This is a genomic window from Adlercreutzia rubneri (assembly GCF_009755265.1).
GTDB classification, from domain to species: domain Bacteria; phylum Actinomycetota; class Coriobacteriia; order Coriobacteriales; family Eggerthellaceae; genus Adlercreutzia; species Adlercreutzia rubneri.
In genome coordinates, this window is the sequence record NZ_WPOO01000008.1 from 46,208 (window position 1) to 66,851 (window position 20,644).

Here is a 20,644-nt window from a genome sequence, read left to right on the forward strand (position 1 = left end):
TACGAAAGCTCGATGTAGTCGTCTTAACGTCACAGTGTCACATTATCACAATATCTTGCGACAATAAAGACTTGACTTGTCCCTCTTTGCCCAGGCATGTTTCCTGCGCACGTTGACGCGCCGTTCCGCGCCCTGGCCCCTGAAGGCAAATGGGGCCTATCGCATGAAATCCCGGTGAGCAAGGCGAGCCTGTACCATGGCGACAATGTCGTCATCGGCGAGCCCTGCGTTCGAACATACGCGGATCATGTCGTCGATTACTAGCTCGATGGGAGAATCTGAAGCCGTATGAGCACCCAAATCGTGGCGCTCGGCCACGAAAGTGCCCCGCCCCTTGCGAGTAGAAATGTAGCCCTCGCGTTCCAAATCCATATAGGCGCGATTCACCGTGTTGTAGCTGATATCCAGATCCACCGCCAAGGCGCGCACCGTAGGAAGCCTATCGCCGGGGACAAAGGCTCCCGAGCCAATAAGATAGGCAATGCGGTTCTTAATCTGTATCCACACCGGAAGGCCGGAGTTGTGGTCTATAGCGAAAGATTCAAGGACGCCCATGATGCTTCTTTCTCGCGAAACGGTACTTATATCCTATCAGAGCCCTCGCCCCTCGCGTTGGACGCCTTCAGCAAAACCATCGCTTACGGCCGTGGGCACCGTGACAACAGCGCTACCGGATCCCTTCACCGTCTCGTATTGCATGAGCATGGTACGCAGCTTCAGGGCCGCGTCCTCATCCCCGTAGATGCGGGCAGCCTCAGAAAGCATCTCCGCCAAATCGGCTTCGACACTCGCCACCGTCATGCGAGCATTGCGTTCGCGGTCGGCCTGAGCCTCCAAGGACATGACGTTTTGCAACTCCGCCGGGATCACGATGTCGCGGACCTTTACGGAGATGATGTCAACGCCCCACCCCGAGGCCTCTTTCTCGATATCGGCCTTGATCTCCTCATCCAGCTGATCGCGACGCAAGGCCACCTCCCCTACCGTTGAGCGCCCCACTGCCTCGCGCAGCGACGTCTGAGCAAGATACGATATGGCCGCGTAATAGTCCTCCACTTCCACGCAGGCCTTTTCCGCATCCCACACCACCCAGAACAGCACCGCGTCGATGTTCACAGGCACAAGATCGGCCGTCAACGTACGCTCAGCACGGAAGGGGGTGGCGATAATGCGCTGATCGACGCGAATGGTCCCATGCTCCAAAATGGGAATGGTGGCATAGAAACCAGGTCCCACCACGCGGTTCAACTTGCCGAGCCGCAGCACGACCACCTTTTCCCACCCCAGAGCAATATGCAACGAAGAAGAGGCCGCAAGTGCCGCGAGCAGAGCCGCAAGAATGCCCACGAGCGAGATGCGCCCCTCCAAAAGAAGATCGCAGACAAGCGCCGCAGCGGCCGCGGCCATGAACACGGCGACGCTGAATACGAGAGCGCCGTTGCGCGACGATTTCTTGGGCACATAGGAGGTTGCCGCCAGCATTTCCGCTTCGCTGTCGCTCCACGGGCCCGGCGCAGCTTCCCATTCAGTGCGGCGCGCTTTGCGACCCCTTGCGCTTTTCGTCATCGGTCGATCCTTCCTCTCATCTTGCTTAGCAAGTTGCCTTATTGTTCATCGTATTCCAGCGTTCCCGCTGCGAGGGCACAGCTCAGCCTCCAGCTACCGCGAACGCCATACGCATCGCGAGCTCGGGGTTCTGGGAAACGTCGAAAGAGGCGAGCCCTGTCACGCAGACCCTCAGGGCCGCCCCGCCAAGGAGCACACAGACGGCAATCCAGAGGCCCTTTGTGCGCCGATCTCCTCCAGGGTAACGACACTCCAAGATAAAGGGCGCGACCAAACCGGCTAGCACGAGCACCACCCAAAACATAATCGCCTCATCACCCGTCAGAAGGGCGCGGCCCCCCGCCTCTGTTCGGATATCAGTCAGCAAAAACGTCGCAAAGAGGGCCAGAGCCACTGCCTCTGCGATGATTATCGCACGGTCCATGTGGCTTAAGCATCGCAGCGCTGAACCGAACGGCACGCGAGAATCAACGAAAGACGCAACGCCGAAGGCCACGGCCACCCCGCATGACAGCGACGAGAGACAAAAGAGTGCCGGCACAAGCCACGACCCAAAGGCGACAACCGAGGGCAGCTGCATGAGGAGCACTCCCGTGTAGACCGCTGTGATAACTCCTGCGATCACAGCGGCAACGGAGGCGACGAGCACTACGAAGAGAGGCAATCGCGCGCCAATACCATTCGAGGCAAGAGCGAAGAAAGTCGCCAAAGCGCCCGAGGCCAAAAGTGCCCACGCACCCACCGTCACGACCGTGAAGCGAGGGGCCAGCCACAGAGAGAGCACCCGCTCGGGACGGCCGGCATCGGCCATGAGGCAAAGCGATCCCACCGCCAGCAGCACCAGGCAGAGCACCCAGCCGCGGGATAACAGCTCATGGGGCACTCGCAAGTTTCTTCGCACCCACCGAATCAAACGGGGCTGCGATTTCTTTGTAGTGCGATAGGTCGCTCTCGTACCGTAGCGTCCTAAATTGGCGCATTCCAATACGCCCATAACAGCACAGGTGCCAGCCCCCGCTCCCCCGAAAAACAAGTAGGCTACGGCAAGTTCGCTGAACAACATTCTCCCCTGCCTTCCAACGCCGCCCCTACATTTCGCGAATCATCACGTGCAAGTGTATCCCCTCAATCACTTTATCGCAAGTTATTACGATAATCATTTCAAGAGCGGAATCTCCCCGTCAAACGTCAGGATCTCAGAGCCGCGCTGCAGAAAGTCGACGACGCCGCAGTGGGTGTGGTAGATGGCGACGCGGATGTCCAGGTCGTGCTCGGCGGCAAGGCGCGCCAGCTCCGGCGAGGCGGCCAGCTCGGCTGCCGCGGCCCGGGCGTTCGCCACGCTGGCCTCGTAGGGGTCGCGCACGTCGCCCAGGGCCGCGACGATGCGCTCGGTGATGGCGGCCACCGGCCCCGCTTCCCCATCGAGGGCCGCCTTGATGGCGCCGCAGTGGGTGTGCCCCAGCACCAGCAGAAGACGGGTGTGCAAGTGTTCGCAGGCATACACGGCGCTGGCCAGTTCGATGGGCCCCACCACATTGCCCGCCACGCGGATGACGAACAGCTCGCCCAACCCGGTCATGAAGACGTGCTCGGGCACCACCCGCGAGTCGGCGCACGTGATGACGCAGGCGAAGGGGCGCTGACCGTTCTCGAACAGGTCGGCAATGCGCTCCTGGGACAGATCGCGCTCATGGTCGAGCGCCTCCACGTAGATGCGGTTGCCCTCCACAAGCCGCCGCAGCGCCTCCTCGGCTGGCACATGGGCATCCCCGTCGTAGTCGTCAGCGGTATAGCCCGCCGTCGTCAATTTCACAGCTTCATCCTCGCTCATACCGTCTCCCATCTTCCCGCGCGATTCTTTCTGATGGCTCTATAATGGCCCGAAGAGAGAATTTGGGCAAAGGGGCACATCCATGAGCGGGCCGAAGACGAGTCAATTGGAAATCGAGCGGATGATCCGGGCGCAGCTTGAGGCGCTGCGCTCCGACGTGGATCACAGTCGGGCCCGGGCGCGGCGGCGCATCGCGGCGCTCCTGAACGAGCTTCTGAACGAGGCCGAAGGTTGTGCCGAAGCCGAGGAAGCCGCTGCCTCCCTGCGGCAGCTCGCCGAGGCGGCCCTCGCGCAGCTGACAGCGGAATGCGCTTTTACGCCGGCAACGGCCATGGCGGAATCCGTCGCCCGGACCGAGCGCTGCTCGTCGCGAGCCGTAGCCATCGCTGATGCCTTCGAGCGCGAGGCGCACCCCCTGGCCGAACGCATCCAGCGAGCCCGCGCCCAAGCCGCAGCCGCGTCCGAAGCACGCGACTTCACCGCCGTGCTGGCCAAGGCCGCCAAAGAGAGCGCCACAGCGGCCGCTGTGGAGGCCGCCCGCTCTTTCATGGCCGATGAGCATTGTCTGCCGTCGGAATCATCGGCCGTCGAAGCCCAGGGCGGATCAAGATCCGCCCCTATGGAGAAGGCTGCTGCAGAGGGGACGGCCATGCAGGTTGAGCCCGTAGGGGGCAACCTCGGTCGCCCCTCGCCCGCTGCTGTGGACGAAAGCGGGACATTGATCGCCCGCAACCATGTGCAAGAGGTCGCCCGTCGGGCGCTCGCGCTCATCGCCTCCCCCTGCACCCTACCTGCCGATCGCGCCCTGCTCCTGGAAACGACGCGCGAGCTGGGCCCGCAGGCCGCCGCGCAGCTGGCGCTTCTGCTCCCCACCATGGAATCGAACGCCGCAGCCATGGCCGATCTTATCGCCCTCATCGAGGACGCCGAGGCCGACCTGCGCGCCCAGAGCGTCCCCTTCGCGGAAGCGTTCGGCACCTTCGCTACCTTGGAGGAGGCCGTCGGCCGCCTGGAGACGCTGCGGGCCCTCCAGCTTCAAGTCGATCGCAACGCCTACCTGAAGGCCTGCATCGACACCGTTATGGCACGCCACGGCTACACCATCGCCCGCTCGGTCACTATGGGGCGCGACCTCATGGGCACCCATCGGCTCTTCGGCCGAGAAGACGCCACCGAGGGGCTGCACGCCTTCGTGTCGGATGCGGGCGACCTCATGCTGCAGGTGGCAGGGCTGCCTGGCGGCATCGAGGCAGTGGAAGACGGCGAGGTCGTGACCATGGAGGCGGCTCCTGGCGGGGCGCGCACCGAGCGACTCCTCGCCGACCAGCACGACTTCTGCGCCGTCTACGACGAGATCGCGGAGGATCTGGCCGCCTTCGGCATCACCAACACTGTGCGCTACAAGGCCGCACCCGATACCGCCTTCTGCCGCGAGATGCGAGCCGTCGCAGACGTCGAGGCGCGGGCGGGAATGGCGGAGCGCGACGGAATCCGCGCCTCCAACGAATCTCGCGGGCCAGGGCTGACCGAGGTCAGCCCCTACGGAGAAGATGCGGCGGCGAGGCGCGAAGCGCGGAAGCGCAGGCGCAGCGGCAACGCGACAAGGGAGATGAGATAGCATGCGCCTGTGCTCCTGCGGCTTCGCCAACCCCGACGATGCGATGCGCTGCGCCGCTTGCGGAGGCGCTTTTTCGCACGAAAGCGCAGGTGATACCCTGCTTTTGGAAGACGTGCGGAGCGGGGAGGTCGTCCGCATACCGGCCCCAGGCGGCATCCTTGGGCGCGCCGGCGACTTCTCGCCCGACCTCTTCTCGCCGAGGGTGTCCGGCGTCCATGCCGTGGTGGCCGTCGACAGCGAAGGGCGCTGGACCATCGAGCACACGGGCCGCAACGCGTCGGCCGTGGAGCGTGGTGGCGTCTGGTCGGATCTGCGCTGCGGCGCGCCCCAACCGCTGTTCGGCGGCGAGATGCTGAAGCTGGCCGACATGGTGTTCCGCGTGCAGGTGGGCACCCAGGCGGCCGTGGCGGACGGGGCCGCCGTGGAATCGGACGCGCAGAACGCTCCCGCCGAAACTGCCTGGTCCGTGCGATGTCCCGTGTGCGGGACCGAATATGCCGTGGAAGGCCCCGAAGGTCGCGTTGCCGCCTGCACGTTCTGCAAGGATCCGCTGGATGCCCGGCAGATCGCGCGCGTCGCGGCGCGGGCCATGTCCGGCCGGTAGGCCGCCATGTTCGTCGACCGCATCTACTTCCCCGTCACCACCTTAGGTCCCGGCGAGCGCGTCGTCGTGTGGACCTGTGGCTGCACGAAGCGATGCCCCGGCTGCGCCAATCCCGAGCTGTGGGAGACGCGCCCCGAGGCCGCCATCGAGCCCGCGCGCCTCGCTGCCGTTCTGAACGACCTTGCCGGGCGCACCGGTGCCCATCGCATCACCTTCACCGGCGGCGATCCGCTGGAACAGGCGCCGGCCCTCGCCTCCGTGCTCGCGGCTATCCGCTCCGCCTTCGACGACATCCTCATCTACACCGGCTACACCTTCGGGGAGCTCACCGCCATGCCCAAATTACCGAAAGGCCTGCTTCCCCTCCCCTCCTCCCCGCAACCAAGCAGCGGCGGCCTTCCCAACGAAGGAAGCGCCGGGGCCGCCCCCAGCGCGCACCCGGAGGATGCGCCGCTCATCGACGTGCTCATCGACGGGCCCTATGTCGAGGCGGAAAACGACGGCGTCTGCGCGCTGCGCGGTTCCACCAACCAACGGGTCATCGTGCTCAATCCGGCACTGGAAACCCTGTATCACGAGGAGATGCAGAAACCGCGCTCGGTGCAGAACGCGGTGTTCGACGGCCGGGCGATATCCATCGGCATCCACGGCCGGCCCCAAACGACCCGCGAGAAGGAGTAGCCCCGTGAACATGCCTACCTGGCAGCGCGAGCTGGAGAACTTCATCGGCATCAAGCCGCTCTTCGTGCTGGAGGGCAACGTGTCCGACCTCTACCCGTGGGACTGCGAAGGGCAGACCCAGTTCCTTCCCCTCGCCCACATCCTGCCGGAGCTGTTCGCCGCGCCGGACGGCACACGGCCCTACCGGTTCCTCTACGTGGATCCGCTGCGGGGCGTGCACGATCCCCTCGGCACCGGCGAGGTGCGCGCGCTCGCCCAGGCGGCCCAGCGCGAAGCGGAACGCCTCACCGCCGAGGCCGAGGCCTTGAACCCCGGCGCCGACCCGGCGAGCCGCCAGCAGCCCTTTGCCGCCAACCGCCTCGTCCACGACTCCCTGCTCGTGCGCGCGGCCCTCTCGCGGCGGCTCGGAGAGGAAGAACCCCGCTCCGTCGCCTGCGTGTTCGACTTCGCGAGCCGGCTCGCCTCCTCGCCGGAGGACCTCACTCCCGAGGAGAACGCCGTGTTCATGAACCTGCTCCTCGGCGCGAAAGACGCCATTCGCGGGGACGGCGAGCACGTGAACACCCTCGTCCTTGTCGCCAACAAGGCCACCGACCTGCCCTCCTGGCTTGTGCGCGGCAACCCCGACGTGCGCGTCATCGCACTGCCCAGCCCCGATCGCCCGGCCCGCGAGGCTTATCTCGACATCGCCTTCCCCGACCTTGCCGCGCCCGAGCTCGACCGTCCTCGCGAGAAACTCGTCGACACCACCGACCGCATGCTGCTCACCGAGCTGGACGAGCTGCGGCGTCTGTACGCCCGCGGCGGCACGGCGCCGGAGCATGTCACCGAGCTCGTGGACCTCTACAAGTACGGCATCCGCGAGAACCGCTGGAGCGCCATGATGGACAAGCTGCGCGACGACCCCGCGGCCGCCCTGCGCCGCCGCGTGAAGGGCCAAGAGCCCGCCATCGCCAAGATCGTCTCGGTGCTCAAGCGCTCGGTGCTGGGCTTCTCCGGCATGCAGCACTCATCGGGCACCAAGCCCAAAGGCGTGCTCTTCCTCGCCGGCCCTACGGGCACGGGCAAGACGGAGATCGTGAAGGCGGTCACCGAGCTTCTGTTCGGCGACGAGCGCAGCTACCTGCGCTTCGACATGTCCGAGTACGCCGCCGACGCCTCCGACCAGAAGCTCTTCGGAGCCCCGCCGGGCTACGTGGGCTACGAGGCCGGCGGCCAGCTCACCAACGCCGTGCGCGCCAACCCCTTCTCGGTGCTCCTGTTCGACGAGGTGGAGAAGGCCCATCCCTCCATCATGGACAAGTTCCTTCAAATCCTGGAGGACGGCCGCATGACCGACGGCCAGGGCCAGACGGTGTACTTCGGCGAGACCCTCATCTTCTTCACGAGCAACGTCGGCATCTCCGAAGAGCTCCTCGACGAGCACGGGCGCACCATCGGCCGCCGCAACATCGTGCAGCCCGGCGAGCCCTACGACGTCATCTGCGCCCGGGTCCAGCAGGCCATGGCCACGCACTTCAAGCCCGAGGTCTTGAACCGCATCGGCGACAACATCGTCGTGTTCGACTACATCTCGCCTGAGGCCTCGCGCCTCATCCTGGAATCGCAGATCCGAAAGATCAACGGAAACGTGCGGAACCGCTGCGGCATCACCGTGGCCGCCGCCCAGGCCACACTCGACCTTCTGGCCGAGCGCGCGCTAGCCCCCGAGGTGCGCGAGAACGGCGGCCGCGGCATCGGCAACCTGGTGGAGGATGCGTACCTGAACCCGCTGTCCACCTTCATCTTCGACGAAAACGTGGAAGCTGGCGAAGCCGTAGAAGCCGTCGCCAGCGCCGGCGCTGTCACGTTCCGCAGGGCCGATGAGGGGGCCGGAGCCACTGATGGCTGCTAGCCCGAACATCTCGCGGGAGCCGCGGCAGGACGTGGCACCCACCATCGTGGACGCCGCTCCCACGCTCGTGGACATCGACTCCACCGCCCCCGTCCTCTCCGGTGCCGACCTTCCCTTCCAAGGCGACGGAGACCGCACCTTCACCCTGCACACCGCCGACGTCATCGGAGCCGGCGGCCAGGGCACGGTCGTCGCCACCACCGATGAGGAGGGCCGCACCTTCGTCGCTAAGATCGCCTACCAGCCCCACGCCGTGCGCGACCGCCTCGCACGCCGGGCCGTGCTCGGCTACCTGCGGCGCCTCATGGCCGAACACCCCCTCGGTGAGGAGCACTTCCGCGAGACGCACCTCATGCCCCTGTACGCCACGGGCCAGATCAGCGACGAGGTGCCGGGGCTCGGCGAGTCCACCTACGATGTGGTCGTCATGCCCCTGTGCGACGACGCCTTCACCCGCGACGGCGCCTCCTTCGAAGAGCTGCGCGACAGGATCATTCCACAGGCCGCCAGCGCGCTTGCGCACCTGCACGACGAGGGCATTGTGCACCGCGACGTGAAGCCGAAGAACCTCTATCTTCTAGAAGGCGAGGTGGTGCTCGGCGACTTCGGCATCTCCTCGGTGCTGGAAGAGGGCCGCGATACCGGCGCCACCAAGGTGGACCGCCGCACGCCGGGCTACTCGCCCCATTCCTCGGTGGTGCAGCGCGAGAACGACTGGTACGCGCTCGGCTACACCATCTGGACGCTGTACAACGGCGGCCGTCACCCGCACCAGACGCTCATCGACGGCGACGACCTGTCGGCGGTGCTCGCCGGCGGCCGTCCCGTAGCCTTCGAGGCCCGCGCGCCCGAGCATGAGACGCTGGGCCAGCTCATCTACGGGCTCACCTACGCCCATCCCCAGGGGCGCCTCGGTTACGAGGACATCCAGCGCTGGCTGGCCGACCCGGACGCGTTTCGCTACCGCGACCCGCTGGACGCCGCCGCCATGGCGGGGCCAGCGGGCTATCAGTTCGAAGGCAAGGTCTACGAGAGTCGTGCCACCCTGGTCACGGCGCTGGCGAATAATTGGGAGAAAGCCAAGCGCCACCTGTACACCCACGGGTTGGAAGACTACTTCCGCAAACTCGGCGAGACAGATCTGGCCGTGGCCCTGAACGACATCACCGACCGCGATCCGGACACGCTGCCCGAGGACGAGAACGGCGACGAGGATCTGGGGCTTTCCCGGGCGCTTACGCTCATCGACCCGGCGCGCGGCGCTGTCTTCTGGAAGGGCGAGGCCGTCGTGCCCGGGGCCTCCGCCGTAGATGCCCTGTTTGCGCGAGCCTCGGCCACGCCGCTCGGCTTCTACCGCCTTATCGCCGACGAGGAAGCGGTGCGCGACCTTCTGGGCATCGTGGCCGTGGCCGGCTTTTCGGGCCCGGCCCGCGCCGGACTTAAGTGGCTGCGCGAGCACGAGGACGCGAATGCGGGCGAGAAGGTGGATCGCGTGCTGGCGGTACTGGAGGCCACGGCGGCCAACAAAAGCGCCGTGCGCTCCTTCGCCGCACGCTACGGAAGCGACGGCTGGGCGTTCTGGGTGCAGCGGAACCTGAAGGCCTACCACGGACGCACCGGCGCGGGCGATAGGCTTATCCGGGCCGTGGGCTCCGCGACCGTGAACACCTCGGCACCCCTGGCTGATACCGTCGAGGCCCGCGCGCGCTTGGTTCAGCGTGCCGACGATATGGCCGCCCACACCGAGGGGAGCCCGCACATCCACCACTTCGGTATTATCCGCGAGAGCGAGACGGTGGTGCCCGCCACAGCCGCCGACTACTTCACCGCCGAGCTGTTCGGGCGCCCCGTGCCCCGGGGCTTCGCCACCGAGCTCATGGAAACCTCCGCCGCCGATAAGGCCGCCGTGGCCTGGGCCCGCAAGCATCTGCGCAGTGCCCGCAGCGACGCCCTTGCCGAGGATGCCACCGCGGCTCTGGAGGAGGCCGCCTCCCAGATAGATGCGCTGGCCGATGCCGAGGGCAAGCACGCCCCTGTGGACGGGCTTTCCAAACCCGCCTTCTTCGGACGGCTCATTCTGGCCGTCGCCTTCGTCCTTCTCGTGTGCTTCGTCACGCCCCGCTTCACCTTCGGAAGCTGGCGGAGCGGCGTCGTGAATGCCGGCGAGCCGCTTATCACAGCGGCCACGGTGCTCATCTCCCCTACCGGCATGGGAGAAGGCTCGGTGTACCCGGACGCGCTCTGGGACATCTCGGCCGTGCCCACGGCCACCTTCACCGGAGCGGCGCTCCTCGGTTTTCTGGCGGCGGCCGCCACCGTGCTCGCCCCCAAGTTCGCCAGCGCCGCCTTCGCCATCCGCGGCGTGCGCACCCGCGGGCAGACGCGCCGGCGCGCCACGGCCCTGCGCAAGGAGGCGGCCCGCATTGCGGAAGGCGGCGGCGAGGCCGCCTGCTGGATCACCGGCAACGAGGAAGGGCCCGTCCCGGTGGCCCGAGACACGAGCGCGTTCATCGCGAAGACCCGGGCGCGCCGGCACCCCGAGGCCACCGCCACGGCCCTTTCCAAAGGGTTTTTCTGGGGCGGGGCGCTCATCGCGGCGGCCGGCGTCACCATCGTCACCGCCTCGGGACTGGGCTATGGCGCCTGGGCCGACCTGGCCAGCGAGACCGGTTGGTACTTCCTGCAGGACCAGCTCATCTGGGGTATCGCCTACTGCGGCCTGGCCGCCCTCTCCTTCGCCGTCATCGCCGTCGCGCGGCGCGAGCATCCCACCATGGTCACGCTGACGCTCCTGACCATCGCCTGCGTCATCCCCTTCCTCGTCCTGTTCGCAGGCACCATCGGCATCTTCATCGTCGTCCTGTACTTCATCTTCTCCCTCTTCCGCCGCTAGGAGCGCCCCATGAGCACCGATACGCCTTCAACCGACACTGCCGACGTAAGCTCCGCCGCCTCTCTGGCCACCCTGGTGCACCGTCGCCAGAACCTGCAGATCCTCGCCACCTTCGCCGCCCTCGTGGCGCTTGTGCTGCTGCTCAACCTCACGCCGGTGCCGGGCTGGGTGTGCTCGTTCATCGAGCTGGAGCCCGACGTTCCCGCCGACCTGCTCGGCGAGGCCTACTGGGACGACTGCTTCGGCGGCCCTCTGGGCGATTTCGCCGCCGGGTCGCTTCCCCGCCCCGAGCATTTGAGCTACGCCCCCGAGGCCGACCAGTTCCTCGCCGAGCTGGAGAAACTCGCCGCCCAAGAAGGGGCCATCGAAGCTGCGGAGGCCGAGCAGGCAGCTGCCGAGCAGAGCGAAAAGGAGTCTTAGGAGATTCGCCCTCGTTACGCGCCCTTTATGCCCAGCCGATCAATCTGCGACCGCGCGAACTCCTCGATATCTCGCAGCTTCGAAAGCGGTGCGCCCAGAGCGTCTTCCGTATCGCGCAGCACGTCGGACGCCGCCCCGCCAACACCTTCGCAAACTTCCTCGATGAGCCGCCTCACCATGCGCGGCGAAACGTCTAGCTCCTTCGCCAAAGCGAGAAAATCGTCCCGGCCAACCTCGTCGATCTTGTTGGTCGACCCGATGCGCATGGCCATACGACGGTCGAGGCCCCCATATACCACCGTCGAGGCGATGTCGTACACAGGCGCCAATGCAAACGACGACCAGTCGGTGCCCCGAAGCACAGTGAGGTTCTTGAGGTGCCCGTCGCAATTTCCGAGAACGGCGTTCGCCCGATATCTCGCCCCACACCTTCATGCGCATGGGCTACCGCCTTTCTTGAAGCGCAATATCGAGTCCGACCATGTTCGCAACGCGAATCGCCTTGTCCAGCTGGGCCGTCGGCTTTCCGTTCTCCAATTGAGAGACAAACATTATTCCTACGTCGCACATCTCGGCAAGTTCTCCTTGCGTGTATCCAAGCTGCTTGCGACGATTGCGAATCGCCGCCCCAAAGTCCCGCGCGCTTCGAATGGCCATGTCCTCACCTGCCTTCAATCATTATCGCGATCGCGATAATAGCACAGGAGGAAAAGAAAAATATCGCGATCGCGATAAAGACTGCTCTCTGCGTCTGCGATCAGCACCGCGACCTGCGCAATCGACTAGCCGCCGATGCCTAGCCCTCCGAGGCAGCGCTGGCCGCTTTGCTACCGTCGCGCTCGACCGACTTGATGAGGGTGGCCGCATCGACGCCGTACAGCTCGGCAAGGGCGATGAGGTTGTGGGTGGACGGATCGCTCGTTCCCTTCTCCCATTTCGAAACCGCCTGGCGACTCACTCCGAGCTCGTGGGCCACGAACTCCTGCGTCATGCCACAGCGTCGGCGCTCCTCCGCTAGCACTTCGCCCAACGAATGCGCGGTCTTCCTCTCACGATCTCGCCGGGGCCGCGCGTTCAGATATCTCACAACAAGCGCAACCAGAACGGCGAAAAGGATATAGGGAATCACCTTGATGACGATAACCGCCAGTACCATAACAACTTCGGGAAGCCCTAACCCCATGACCACCATTTTCCGCCTCGCTTTCTCGCCTTTCGCCTTCTCAGAATCACCTTGATGAATTCATCCTAGCACGCAGGCGGCAGAGCACCAGCAACTATTGCGCACTTATAGGTTGCCCTTGGTGCGGATCAGTGTAATAGAGACGCTCCGGCGGCAAAAAACCAACGACTGACCTCTTCGAACCTGACATTGCGAATGGTCACAGACAATCTGACCCGTCCACGCCCGTACGGCGACGGGAACGGGCGTGATTTGGTAGACTGAGCCGGAACAATTACCAGGGCGCGAAGTGCGCGCCCTGCCGACCGTCGCGAGCGAGGAGCCGCCATGCAGATCACCCCTGCCGAAGTTGCCGAGACCCTAGCCATGGTGTCCAAGCAGAACTTGGACATCCGCACCATCACGTTGGGCATCAACCTGCGTGGCTGCGTGGACGCCGATGTGGACAAGCTGGCCTCGAAGGTCTACGACCGCATGACCTCGACCGCCGAGAAGCTCGTACCCACCGCCGAGCAGCTCGAGCGCGAGTTCGGCATCCCCATCGTGAATAAGCGCATCTCGGTCACCCCCATCGCGGAGATCTGCGCCGCGGTGACCGCCGACGACCTCACGCCCGTGGCCGTGGCCATGGACCGCGCCGGCAAGGAGGTGGGCGTCGATTTCGTCGGCGGCTTCTCGGCGCTCGTGCACAAGGGCGCCACCCGGGCCGACCACAAGCTCATGGACTCCATCCCCACCGCGCTCGCCGCTACCGACCGCGTCTGCGCCTCCGTGAACGTGGGCAGCACGCGGGCCGGCATCAACATGGACGCCGCCTTCAAGATGGCCGGTATCGTCAAGCGCGCTGCCGAGCTCACCGCCGACCGCCAGTGCATCGGCGCCGGCAAGCTCGTCGTGTTCTGCAACGCCGTGGAGGACAACCCCTTCATGGCCGGCGCTTTCCACGGTTCCGGCGAGGCCGACGAAGTGGTGAACGTAGGCGTGTCCGGCCCCGGCGTCGTGCGCGCGGTGCTCGCCGACCTGCCGAAGGAAGCGGACCTCACCACTGTGGCCGAGGCCATTAAGGCCACGGCCTTCAAGATCACCCGCGCCGGCGAGCTCATGGCCCGCGAGGCCTCGCGCCGCCTCGGTGTGCAGCAGGGCATCCTGGATCTGTCGCTCGCCCCCACCCCGGCCGAGGGGGACTCCGTGGCCGAGATTCTGGAGGCCATCGGCGTGGGTCAGTGCGGAGGCCCCGGCACCACGGCGGCGCTCGCCATGCTGAACGACGCCGTGAAGAAGGGCGGCGTCATGGCGTCGTCTTCGGTGGGCGGCCTGTCCGGCGCCTTCATCCCCGTGTCTGAGGACGCCGGCATGATCCGCGCCGCTGAGGACGGAGCGCTTTCCATCGAGAAGCTGGAGGCCATGACGTGCGTGTGCTCCGTGGGCCTCGACATGATCGCCGTGCCGGGAGATACCACCCAAGAGGCCATCTTCGGCATCATCGCCGACGAGTGCGCCATCGGCATGATCAACAACAAGACCACCGCCGTGCGCCTCATTCCCGCCATCGGTTGCCAGGTGGGCGACCAACTGGACTTCGGGGGGCTGCTCGGCTACGCCCCGGTCATGCCCGTGAACCCCTACGCCGGCACCGTCTTCGCCCACCGCGGCGGCCGCATGCCCGCCCCCTTGAACTCGCTGAAGAACTAGCGGCTCGAAAACCATGATCTGCGCTTCCCTCGCGTCAAAATGCACCACGAATCGAGAACGGAAAATCGCCTAACCGGGGTGCGTGATTTTGTTGCCGACTATTTCCCGGTAGGTAGTTCCAAAAGACTAGCCGTGCAACTATAATAGAGGCGTACCAGCAAAGCCCGCTTCCTTCGTCATCCAAAACTCAGGTAGCACGGGCGGCGCAGGTGCAGTTGAATTAGAAGGGCCAGTTAGCGCTGGCCCTTTCTCTTTATCAACCTCAAACTGTCACTTTTTCATTTTCGTCGCAAAGTACCCTGGACACTTTCTCATTTTCGTCGCATACTAACGATAAGCTATAATCAGCGGCGAAGGAGGCATCATGCTGAAGCGAGCTGCCTACGAGCGACTTGTAAGTTGGAAGAAAGATCCCCACCACCGCGCTCTGCTTGTGGACGGCGCGCGACAGGTGGGAAAGACCTACCTCGTCCGCGCCTTCGCCCAGAGGCACTACGGCACCACCATTGAGATCAACTTCGTTGAGTCCCCCGAAGCGAAAGCCATCTTCGCGGGGAACCTCGATGCCGATACCCTCATCCCCCAGCTCTCCGCATTCAGCGGCACCGCCCTCACGCCGGGAGACACGCTCATTTTCCTCGACGAGATCCAGGAGTGCCCGCGGGCGCGCACGGCCATCAAGTTCCTCGTGGAGGACGGCCGTTTCGATTACATCGAGTCCGGCTCTCTCCTCGGCGTCACCTACGAAAACGTACCCTCCCTCCCCGTCGGCTACGAGAGCGAGCTGACGCTTTATCCCCTTTCCTTCGAGGAATTCTGCTGGGCCCTCGGAGAAAACGAGACAGCCCTCGAGATGGCGCGCGCGTGTTTCAAGGAAGAAGCCGCCGCGCCCGCCGTCATCCACCAGAAGCTCATGGAGCTGTTCAAGTACTACTTGATAGTGGGCGGCATGCCGGCCGCCGTGGCCCGATTCGCCCAGACCCGCGACATCGCCCAAGTGCAGAGCGTCCAGAAGGACATCTTAAAGCTGTACCGGGCCGACATCGTGAAGTACGCCCGCAACAAGGCCCACGTCGGCGCTATCTTCGACGCTATCCCTGCTGAGCTCAGCAAGAAGAACAAGCGCTTCAAGCTCTCCGACCTCGCAAAGTCGGCACGCAGCGAGCGCTACGAGAGCGACTTCATCTGGCTGGCCGACGCCGGCGTGGCGATCCCCTGTTACAACGTGACCGAGCTCGTGGCACCGCTGCGCCTCAACCGCCAGCACAGCGTCTTCAAGCTGTTTTTGTGCGACACGGGACTCCTCGTCGCCATGCTCGGCGACGGCGTGCCGTTCAAGGTACTCCAGGGAGAGCTTGACATCAACTGGGGCGCCATATTGGAGAACGCCTTCGCCCAAATGCTCACAGCCAACGGATTCGACGCGCTCTACTACGAGAAGGCCAAGCACAGAGAGATCGATTTCGTCGTGCAGAAGAGCGGTAAGGTGGTGCCCATCGAGGCGAAATCCGGCCGGATATTCCGCGCCCACGTCGCCCTCGACAACGTCCTGCGTGTCAAGGAGTGGGGGCTCGATTTCGCCTACGTCTTCTGCCGTGAGAACACGACGGTGGAAGTGGAAATTCCCGAGGGGCGCGACATCCAATGCGCCATCGCCTACATGCCCTGGTATATGCTCGCTTTCCTCAAACCCGACACCCTTCCCGATTCCTTCGTCGTGGAGCTTCCCTGACGGAAGGCGACCTAGGTGCTGCGCCCATTGCAGCTTCAGAACTTTGCATTTTTGCCATTTCGCCTCTTTTCAACTTTGCATTTTTGCCATATTGGCCATATCCACTTTGTCAGTTTCATCGCAAGGCACGCTCGCCCTCGGTTTTCCCGGAGCAACGCGCTAGCATAGCCCCCAGAAAGCGCCCGCTGCATGCGGGCCCAACCCCCTTCGCCCAAGGAGCACCCGATGATCAAGACGTTCAAGATGAAGCTGTACCCCGGCATGGAAGAGGAGTACGAGCGGCGGCACAACGAGCTGTGGCCCGAGATGATCGACATGATCCACGCCCACGGCGGCCGCAACTACACCATCGCGCTGGACCCGGACACGCTGACGCTGTTCGGCTACATCGAGATCGACGACCCCGAGCGGTGGGCCGCCGGCGCCGATACGGCCATCAACCGGAAGTGGTGGGACTTCATGGCCGACATCATGGAGACCAACGAGGACAACTCGCCGGTCTCCGTCGACCTGCCCGTGCTGTTCCACATGGACTAGGCGCAGAGAGCGCATGTGCGAGCAGGCGCTCCGCCCGGGCCATCCAACCGCCTAGATTTCTCCCAAATTCTGCAAAGCAGCCGCATCTGCAGCGCGCAACGCCGCCTCACACGGCTCGATCGCGTAGTTCGGCTGCGTTATGACCGGATCGGGCATCGTGGCCACACGCTCGACCATGAGCGGATGATCGGCGATGTCGTCGTAGATGCCGAAGCCCAAGGCCCGCTGGGGGCACGCCTCCACGCAAATCGGCCCGAGGCCGGCGGCGACGCGATCGAAGCACCCGTCGCACTTCTCGATGTGCGCACTCGCCTCGCTGAAACGCGGGGCGTGATAGGGGCACGACAGGGCGCACACCTGACATCCCGTGCAACGCGCGGCATCGACCCTCACGAACCCGAAATCGTCCTTGGCAATGGCATCGGAGGCGCAAAAGCGCAGGCAGACGGGATTCGTGCAATGGTTGCAGGACATGGAGACGTAGAAGGCGAACACGTCGTGCTCCCACGCGCCCTCGTCGTTTTGGATCCAGGTTCCCCCCGCATACTCGTGCACAGTGCGGAAAGCCGGACCTGTGCCCAGATCATGGTAGTCCCGGCAGGCCATCTCGCAGGTCTTGCAGCCCGTGCAGCGCCGCTGGTCGAACGAGAAGCCGAACTGATGATGCGGGTCGCCCGAGGAACCCGCGCCAGATACGATCGGCATCTTCGCGCGCGTCATCGCGCCACCTCCCCTCGTCCCGCTGCCTCACGCCGCGCCGCTTCCGCCCGCTCGGCATCGGTCAAGGGGCGCAGACGGACCAAGCACGAGTTGTGGGGGTTGCCGTGCGACCACGCCGTCGGCTCGTCGGAGGAGACCGTGTTGGCGCAGCCGCCCCAGTCGAGACGATCCCCCCACATGTCCGCATCGTGCCACGCGCCCTCCGGCAGCGCTACCACGCCCGGCATGATGCGCGGCGTCACCCGCACTCGGCATACGAGGGCGCCCCGATCGTTTTCGACGACCACCAAGCCGCCCGAGACAAGCTGAAGTCGTTCGGCATCGACGGGATTCACCGACAGGCGCCGGGGCGCCACGACCGCAAGCTCAGGTACGTTGGCGAACGACGAGTGTGCGCTCTGGCGCCCGTGGCAGCTGATCATCTGGAAGGGATAGGGGCCGACAAGCGCCGCCTCGGCGCCCTCGGGCGCGGCGATATACGCCGGAATCGAGCTTACGGGAAGACCCGGGTCGGCCGCCAAGAGCTCCGCGATCTTTTGGTCGTATATCTCGATCTTCCCCGAGGGCGTGGGCAAGGGGCACCCCTCCGGATCGCGTCGGAAAGCGGCATAGGCCACCGTCTCGCCCTCGTAGGGACGCCGCACGATTCCCCGTTCGGCCAGCTCGCGCAATGCCTCGTCATCATGGGCGAAGCGGCTCTCGCGCAACCGCAGCCCATCCATCTCGCCCAACGTGGAGGCACCTTCGCAAAAGGCCTCTTCCACCCCAAGCCGCCGCGCAAGATCGCGAGCCACGTCCCACGCGCACCGGCGATCGAACGCATTGCCGCCCCATGATGCGGCCACGATGACGCCGCGCACGCCGTCGGAGTTCCCCGACGACACGAGCACGTCGCGCTCGGCCTGAGCCACATCGGGCAGTACGATGTCGGCATATCTCATGGAATCGGTCATCATCACGTCGATGCCCACGATGAACTCGCACAGGCTCTCGTCGGCGAGGATCTCGTGAGTCCGATTGACGTCGGCGTGCTGGTTGGTGAGCGCGTTTCCCGCATGGTTGATGATCAACTTCACCGGCGAGGGCAGACGCGCGGCGCCACGCACGCCGTCGGAAGCCGTAAGAGCGCGCCCCCGCTCGACCGCGCGCGACCAGAGAAACGCGGGGATGGCCACATCAACCGGGTTCTCCCCCACTGGATCATCGGGAAGGACAGGCCGGAAAAGCCGCTCGCGGGCGCCGCTGTTCGTGCCGGGAAGACCGAAGTTGCCCGTAAGCAGGGAAAGCAGGCAGATCGCTCGGGCCGATTGCTCGCCGAGGGCCGTGCGCTGCGGGCCCCATCCCTGCATGATGAACGCCCGCCTTGCGCCGGCCAGCTCGCGCGCGAAAGAGGCGATGCGCGCCGAGGGGCACCCGGTGATGCGCGCGGCCCACTGCGGCGTTTTCGCCACTCCGTCCGGGCCCTCCCCCAGCACGTAAGCGCGGTAGCTCTCCGAGGCGGGTGCGCCCGCGGGCATCGTCGCGCCGTCGTAGCCGATACAGTACCGATGAAGGAATTCCTCATCGGCAAGGCCCTCGGTGATGAGCACCCAGGCCACGCCGGCCACGAAGGCCGCATCGGTGCCGGGGCGGACGGGGATCCACGCATCGCTCTCGCCTGTCGCCGCATCGCTCTGGCACGGATCGATCGCGATTACCCTGAAAGGGCGCCCCTCCCTCGCGGCCTCCTCGCGCGCCTGCGCGAGACGATGCGCTCCGCTCGCCCCGCCCATGCGCGTGAGCGCCGGGTTGGCGCCGAAAAACACCACCAGATCGGCATGGGACGCTTCGGAAAGCAGCGAGCCGGTGTAGTAGCCGTCATCGCCGTACAGCGACATGCACGCCGTCTGCAGCTGCATGCAGCTGTAGTCGCCATAGATGCCCAAGTGTCCGCCGTAACAGTTCATCAGCCGTTCGAACGGCGAGCCGGAGCCCGACCATATCGCCGTCGCATAGGGAAGGAGCACCGCCTCGTTGCCCCACTGCGCCACCGTGTCGCGGATGCGCTCCGCAATCTCATCGAGGGCCTCATCCCAACTGATAGGCTCGAACTGGCCCGACCCTCTCGGCCCCACCCGGCGCAGCGGCTCATTCAGGCGATCGGGGCTGCCCAGCCAATAGCGCAGGGCCCGACCACGCAGGCACGCGCGCATCTGCAGATTGCCGGGCTCCTCGTCGCCGCAGTCGGTTTCCGTCCAGAGGATCTCGCCCTCGCGCGCCCGAAGGCGCAGCGCGCAGCGGGATCCGCAGTTCACCGCGCAGGTCTGCCACACCTCGCGCGACCCGTCCCGCCCAGACGACCAACCCTCGCGCCTCACCATGAAAGCTCCCCCAGCTCGTCGAGGGCCGCGTCCTCCAGCTCGAGCAGGTGCTTGAGGGCACGCTGCACCGCCCGCTCTTCCACTGCCTCGCCGAACATCGACACAAGCACGGCGTACAAGTCGTCGGCCACATCCTGCACGCAGAGCATCCCCTGCGGCGTGAGCTTGAACAGGATGCCGCGCGCATCGCGGTCGTCGGGAACGCGCACGAGGTAGCCCTGCTCCTCCAGGCGAACCGAGGCGGTGGTCACATAGGCCCGGCCCGTCCGCAGGAAGGCCACCACATCGCGGGCGCGCAGCATCCTCGTCGCCGTGCGGCGCTTCGGGTAGAGCTCCAACAGGAAACGGAAATCGGTGAACGACAGCGACGTCGCCTTCTTGATCGCGACCAGCACGGCGCCGTGGAGCATGGCCGTCGCCGCCAGCCCGCGCCGGGCGTCGAACACCCCGACGGACTCGCCCGCACGAGAACCGCTCGCGTAGTAACTCCCCGGGAGGGAGAACGCCCTCCGGAGCAAGTCAGCCAAAACGGCGCGCTCCTCATCGGCCAGTCCGCCCACGCACAGCGCGAAGAACACATTCAAGCGCTTGGTCAGCTCCATCGTTCTCTCACGGCCGGCCCGCGTCAATTCGATGCAGCCGTCCTCGCAGGGCCTGACGAGCCCCTGATCGGCAAGAACGGCCACTGCCTCATCAACATCGGAAGGCTTCAGTACCAAGAGCCGCGCGACGCGCACCGGGCGCACATGCCCGGACTCGGGCAGCGTCAGCTGCTCCAGAAGGCGAAATTGAAGTTGGGTCATCTGCTTGGGAAGGAGTTTGGCCACGCCCCGGTTCGCCTTGGCGAGCACGGCGCACCACAAGGTGACGCTATGGGCCTTCGCGTAGTCCACCCGTGCCGCCCCCTTCCGCC

At 65.4% G+C, this 20,644-nt stretch carries 18 protein-coding genes and 1 pseudogene; 9 read left to right on the forward strand and 10 right to left on the reverse strand.

Annotated features, from left to right (window positions below; translation table 11 throughout):
• Window positions 1-156: 156 nt before the first annotated feature.
• From GO707_RS06215 to GO707_RS06230, 4 genes are all read right to left on the reverse strand, one after another.
• The gene (locus tag GO707_RS06215) at window positions 157-555 is read right to left on the reverse strand and encodes a GntR family transcriptional regulator (RefSeq protein ID WP_157012545.1); all 399 of its coding nucleotides are present in this window, start codon (window positions 553-555) and stop codon (window positions 157-159) included.
• 36 nt (window positions 556-591) lie between these two features.
• The gene (locus GO707_RS06220; protein WP_157012546.1) at window positions 592-1,566 is read right to left on the reverse strand and encodes a slipin family protein; all 975 of its coding nucleotides are present in this window, start codon (window positions 1,564-1,566) and stop codon (window positions 592-594) included.
• Window positions 1,567-1,648: 82 nt separating this feature from the next.
• Window positions 1,649-2,629 (reverse strand): NrfD/PsrC family molybdoenzyme membrane anchor subunit, encoded by a 981-nt coding sequence (nrfD, locus tag GO707_RS06225; RefSeq protein WP_157012547.1) that lies wholly within the window; start codon window positions 2,627-2,629, stop codon window positions 1,649-1,651.
• A 93-nt stretch (window positions 2,630-2,722) separates the two neighbouring features.
• Window positions 2,723-3,379 carry a carbonic anhydrase gene (locus GO707_RS06230; protein ID WP_173113999.1) on the reverse strand — a complete coding sequence of 219 codons (657 nt, stop codon included), beginning with the start codon at window positions 3,377-3,379 and terminating at the stop codon, window positions 2,723-2,725.
• A gap of 100 nt (window positions 3,380-3,479) precedes the next feature.
• Here GO707_RS06230 and GO707_RS06235 point away from each other — a divergent pair, with 100 nt between their 5' ends.
• Genes GO707_RS06235 through GO707_RS06260 form a run of 6 tightly spaced genes read left to right on the forward strand, consistent with a single transcriptional unit; the run spans window position 3,480 to window position 11,507 of the window.
• On the forward strand, window positions 3,480-5,015 hold the full coding sequence (locus GO707_RS06235) for a hypothetical protein (RefSeq protein ID WP_157012549.1): 1,536 nt from the start codon (window positions 3,480-3,482) through the stop codon (window positions 5,013-5,015).
• A gap of 1 nt (window position 5,016) precedes the next feature.
• Window positions 5,017-5,619, forward strand: a complete 603-nt coding sequence (locus tag GO707_RS06240) for an FHA domain-containing protein (RefSeq protein ID WP_157012550.1) — start codon at window positions 5,017-5,019, stop codon at window positions 5,617-5,619.
• A gap of 6 nt (window positions 5,620-5,625) precedes the next feature.
• Window positions 5,626-6,300 (forward strand): 4Fe-4S single cluster domain-containing protein, encoded by a 675-nt coding sequence (locus GO707_RS06245; protein WP_157012551.1) that lies wholly within the window; start codon window positions 5,626-5,628, stop codon window positions 6,298-6,300.
• Window positions 6,301-6,310: 10 nt separating this feature from the next.
• Window positions 6,311-8,194: an AAA family ATPase gene (locus tag GO707_RS06250; RefSeq protein ID WP_227070160.1), complete on the forward strand. Its 1,884-nt coding sequence runs from the start codon at window positions 6,311-6,313 to the stop codon at window positions 8,192-8,194.
• Entirely contained in the window at window positions 8,184-11,087 is a 2,904-nt protein-coding gene (locus GO707_RS06255; protein ID WP_198161031.1) for a protein kinase domain-containing protein, read from the forward strand. Before GO707_RS06250 ends, GO707_RS06255 begins: the two co-directional genes overlap by 11 nt.
• Before the next feature lie 9 nt (window positions 11,088-11,096).
• Complete coding sequence (locus GO707_RS06260) at window positions 11,097-11,507, forward strand: hypothetical protein (RefSeq protein WP_157012554.1); 411 nt, start codon at window positions 11,097-11,099, stop codon at window positions 11,505-11,507.
• Window positions 11,508-11,521: 14 nt separating this feature from the next.
• Here GO707_RS06260 and GO707_RS06265 read toward each other — a convergent pair.
• From GO707_RS06265 to GO707_RS06275, 3 genes and pseudogenes are all read right to left on the reverse strand, one after another.
• Window positions 11,522-11,914: pseudogene (locus GO707_RS06265) on the reverse strand (HipA domain-containing protein); the annotation flags it as partial.
• Between the two features lie 37 nt (window positions 11,915-11,951).
• The gene (locus tag GO707_RS06270) at window positions 11,952-12,164 is read right to left on the reverse strand and encodes a helix-turn-helix domain-containing protein (RefSeq protein WP_114539227.1); all 213 of its coding nucleotides are present in this window, start codon (window positions 12,162-12,164) and stop codon (window positions 11,952-11,954) included.
• Between the two features lie 139 nt (window positions 12,165-12,303).
• Window positions 12,304-12,699: a helix-turn-helix domain-containing protein gene (locus GO707_RS06275; RefSeq protein WP_198161032.1), complete on the reverse strand. Its 396-nt coding sequence runs from the start codon at window positions 12,697-12,699 to the stop codon at window positions 12,304-12,306.
• A gap of 318 nt (window positions 12,700-13,017) precedes the next feature.
• Here GO707_RS06275 and GO707_RS06280 point away from each other — a divergent pair, with 318 nt between their 5' ends.
• The 3 genes from GO707_RS06280 to rhaM all read left to right on the forward strand — a co-directional run bounded on the left by GO707_RS06280 (window position 13,018) and on the right by rhaM (window position 16,651).
• Complete coding sequence (locus GO707_RS06280) at window positions 13,018-14,382, forward strand: PFL family protein (RefSeq protein WP_157012556.1); 1,365 nt, start codon at window positions 13,018-13,020, stop codon at window positions 14,380-14,382.
• 364 nt (window positions 14,383-14,746) lie between these two features.
• Window positions 14,747-16,114: an ATP-binding protein gene (locus GO707_RS06285; protein WP_157012557.1), complete on the forward strand. Its 1,368-nt coding sequence runs from the start codon at window positions 14,747-14,749 to the stop codon at window positions 16,112-16,114.
• A 225-nt stretch (window positions 16,115-16,339) separates the two neighbouring features.
• Window positions 16,340-16,651, forward strand: a complete 312-nt coding sequence (gene rhaM, locus GO707_RS06290) for an L-rhamnose mutarotase (protein ID WP_114539230.1) — start codon at window positions 16,340-16,342, stop codon at window positions 16,649-16,651.
• A 51-nt stretch (window positions 16,652-16,702) separates the two neighbouring features.
• Here the strand turns inward: rhaM and GO707_RS06295 are convergent, their stop codons facing one another.
• Genes GO707_RS06295 through GO707_RS06305 form a run of 3 tightly spaced genes read right to left on the reverse strand, consistent with a single transcriptional unit; the run spans window position 16,703 to window position 20,624 of the window.
• Window positions 16,703-17,371, reverse strand: a complete 669-nt coding sequence (locus GO707_RS06295) for a 4Fe-4S dicluster domain-containing protein (RefSeq protein WP_114539231.1) — start codon at window positions 17,369-17,371, stop codon at window positions 16,703-16,705.
• The gene (locus GO707_RS06300) at window positions 17,368-19,731 is read right to left on the reverse strand and encodes a DMSO/selenate family reductase complex A subunit (RefSeq protein ID WP_157012558.1); all 2,364 of its coding nucleotides are present in this window, start codon (window positions 19,729-19,731) and stop codon (window positions 17,368-17,370) included. Before GO707_RS06300 ends, GO707_RS06295 begins: the two co-directional genes overlap by 4 nt.
• Complete coding sequence (locus GO707_RS06305; protein WP_114539233.1) at window positions 19,725-20,624, reverse strand: MarR family transcriptional regulator; 900 nt, start codon at window positions 20,622-20,624, stop codon at window positions 19,725-19,727. Before GO707_RS06305 ends, GO707_RS06300 begins: the two co-directional genes overlap by 7 nt.
• Window positions 20,625-20,644: the final 20 nt, after the last annotated feature.